Origin of the sequence: uncultured Tessaracoccus sp. (assembly GCF_947255005.1) — a bacterium.
Taxonomy (GTDB): Bacteria; Actinomycetota; Actinomycetes; order Propionibacteriales; family Propionibacteriaceae; genus Arachnia.
In genome coordinates this window covers 1-3026 of the sequence record NZ_CAMYFI010000125.1, presented here as the reverse complement: position 1 = coordinate 3026, position 3026 = coordinate 1, and the positions used below count along the sequence as shown (strand labels likewise).

Genomic DNA, 3026 nt, shown 5'->3' with positions numbered 1-3026 from the left:
GCACGTTCACCAGCAGCACGGTGAGGCCGACGGTGAGCACCGGCGTGCCGGCGGCGATGAGGCTCACCAGCAACAACTCCACCGACCCCGTGTACACGACGACGGACAGCACCGGCGCAACCCACCAGGGAAAACCCGCTTGGATCACCATCATGCCGAACGCGATGCCGAGTGGGATCAACCCGAGCCCGCCTCCCAAACTCAGGCGAGCAACCTCGAGAGCATCCCGGTTTCGCACGCCTGCTATCTTGGCGCCAACTGCTTCAGCGGTGAACGTCACGTCCACCACCTGAACACCGTCACAACAAGCACCGTCGCACCTGCACAGCGCTCAATTTCCCATTTCGTGAGCGGCGTAGTAAGTTTAGTTTCCGCTGCGAGCACCACTAGCTCAACTGGCAGAGCAGCTGACTCTTAATCAGCGGGTTCAGGGTTCGAGTCCCTGGTGGTGTACCAAACGAAAGAAGGCCGCCCTCACCGGCGGCCTTCTTCGTCCACCCGACCCGGCAACGCCACGACGCGCTTACACTCCCTCCGCAATGCGCAGCATGAGCTCGCACGCCATGGAGTTGGACCAAGAAAACCATGGCCGAGTGTACTGCGTCGGATCATTCGGATCGAAGCTCTCGTGCGTCAGCCCCGTGCCGCCGTCGGTGGCGAGGATCACGTCGAGGCACCGCCTGGCCTCGGCCTCGTCGCCCGTAAGCCCCTGCACCGCCAGCGCGATATGCCAGACGTAGCCTTCCGGCGTGTGCGGGCTGCCCACCCCCAACGCGAATTCACCCGCGTAGAAGAACGGGTTCTCGTCGCTCAGCACCCAGGCGCGGGTGGCCTGATACCGCGGGTCGTCGAGCGCGAACCCAGCCGTGAGCGGCAACGAGAGCAACGACGGCATGTTGGCGTCGTCCATGGCCAGCTTGCCGCCCAGCCCGTCCACCTCGTACAGGTACCGCTCACCCTCCATGCCGTAGCGCTCAACGCCATCGCGGATCTCCTGCGCCAGCTTGCCAGCCGACGCGGCGAGATCCTCGTCGCCCCAATTACGGGCGAACTCCCCGATTATCCCGAGCGCGTGAATAGCCATGAGCTGCGCGGGAATGTTGTATCCGTACTGACAAGCATCGTCGGATGGCCGGAATCCGCTCCAGGTCATTCCTGTGATGGCCACGGGCGTGCCGCGGCCATCGTCGCCCAAGGTGTCGCACGGCTCCGAGTCCCGCACGTGCCGATACGTGGACGCCCCGAAGTGATCCTGCTCCAGCCGCCACAATGCGACGATGCTCTCACAGCCCTGGCGCACAGCGGCGTCGAGCTCGTCGTCCCATCCCTCGAGCCCCCGGAGGGGGTACGCCAGCAACACCGGAAACGCCAGCGAATCAATCTCGTACTTACGTTCCCACACACCCGGGTGAAGGTCGAGGTCATTGGCATCGTGATGGGCATCGTTCTCCGACTCGTTAAACGCGTTCGCGTACGGGTCCAGACCAATGCAGCGCCACTGCTCGCGCACCATGCCCAGCAGCACCTCGCGCACCTCGTCCACGTCGGTCATCCGCAGGAACGGCCACACTTGTGCTGACGAGTCACGCAGCCACATCGCGGGAATGTCGCCGGTGATGACGAAGGTGCGATCACCGCGCCGGGTCATGGTCGTGGTCCAGGTGTTCACCATCATGGTGCGGAACCGTTGAGCGGCGAGTGCCCCCACCCTCGCGGCAATACGTTTCGACTCCGCATCCAGCCGTGCCTGCAGCTGTGGGCCGACGGGGTTCGTCACTGTACGCTCGCCCATGCCATCCCTTCCCGACACCAGTTGATGCCCATGACGGTGAGCCTGCGGAGCAAGGCCCCGAGCTCTCCCTCCGAGGCCGCATTGCCCGCCCAGAATTGCTGGGCCAGTGCGGTGCCTCGAGGCCACATCATGTACTCGGCTTTCGCCCAGTCGCGCACATATTCTCCCCACAACTGGAACTGTCCGCCCAGCAGACGCCCGGGCCCATCCGGGAGCGTCGCGAGCATCTGGGCGAAGTCCTGCGTCTTTTCTAGGGGCGTGTACTGGCCGTAGTTGAGGGGGTGATCGTCCCACTTGCCTTGGCAATAGTCCAGATAGGTGTACTTGGTGGGCGCGGCCAGCATGTCGTACCCCTGGCTGATCACGTCACCCATCTGCCCCGCGTCGCGCCACATCATGATGGTGACGTCGTCGGGCACGTCGCCCTCCAGCACCTCGTCCCACGCAATCACGCGACGTCCACGCGCCAGCACGTGCTCGCACACGATGCGCTCGAACCACGCCTGCCCCTCGGCAGGAGTAGCGAGCCCTTCGCGACGCATCGTGGCCTGCGAGCGTTCGTCGGCGAGCCATTCCGACCCCGGGCACTCGTCGCCCCCGACGTGCACGGGCGAGCCGGGAAACAGATCCATCACGGCATCCAGCGCGTCCTTGCAGAACTGAATCACGGTGTCATCCAGCCGCAGCACGTGCTCGGAAATACCCCAGCACGTGCGCGGATGCTGCACACCCGACGCGCCCAGCTCCGGGTAGGCCGCCACCGCGGCCTCCATGTGGCCGGGCATATCCACCTCCGGCACCACGGTGATGCCGAGCCGGTTCGCGTGCTCCACCAGCTTGCCGATCTCCTCGGCTGTATAGAACCCGCCGTGCGGGATGCCGTCGTGCTCGGCCACATCGTCGCAATCGTTCTCGTCGGGAGGCGGCTGATGCCCGACGAGGGTGCCGGGTCGCCACGCCCCCACCTCCGTGAGCTTCGGCCAGCCGGGCACCGGAAAGCGCCAGCCTTGATCGTCGGTGAGGTGGAGGTGCAGCACGTTGAGCTTGTGCATGGCCATCACGTCGAGGTGCCGAAGCAATCCGTCGAGCGGTAGAAAGTGCCTTGCCACATCCACCATGGAGCCGCGCCACGCCAGCGCTGGCTCGTCAACGATCTCCACGAACGGCACGACGAGTGCAGCCCGGTCCATGGGACCGGTGGTGTGCACTTCGCGCGGCAACAGCTGCAGCAGCG

At 65.2% G+C, this 3026-nt stretch carries 3 protein-coding genes and 1 tRNA gene; 1 reads left to right on the top strand and 3 read right to left on the bottom strand.

Going from position 1 to position 3026, the window contains the following annotated elements:
- Positions 1-280, bottom strand: a 280-nt coding sequence (locus Q0X61_RS13090) for an AzlC family ABC transporter permease (protein ID WP_297743315.1), incomplete at its 3' end; no start/stop codon positions are given.
- A gap of 100 nt (positions 281-380) precedes the next feature.
- Between Q0X61_RS13090 and Q0X61_RS13085 the strand changes: the two genes are divergently transcribed.
- A tRNA-Lys gene (locus Q0X61_RS13085) sits at positions 381-456 on the top strand.
- 67 nt (positions 457-523) lie between these two features.
- Here Q0X61_RS13085 and Q0X61_RS13080 read toward each other — a convergent pair.
- Both Q0X61_RS13080 and Q0X61_RS13075 read right to left on the bottom strand, forming a co-directional pair.
- Positions 524-1792 carry a glycoside hydrolase family 125 protein gene (locus Q0X61_RS13080; RefSeq protein WP_367270755.1) on the bottom strand — a complete coding sequence of 423 codons (1269 nt, stop codon included), beginning with the start codon at positions 1790-1792 and terminating at the stop codon, positions 524-526.
- Positions 1774-3026, bottom strand: a 1253-nt coding sequence (locus Q0X61_RS13075) for a beta-N-acetylhexosaminidase (protein ID WP_297743314.1), incomplete at its 5' end; no start/stop codon positions are given. The genes Q0X61_RS13080 and Q0X61_RS13075, both read right to left, overlap by 19 nt.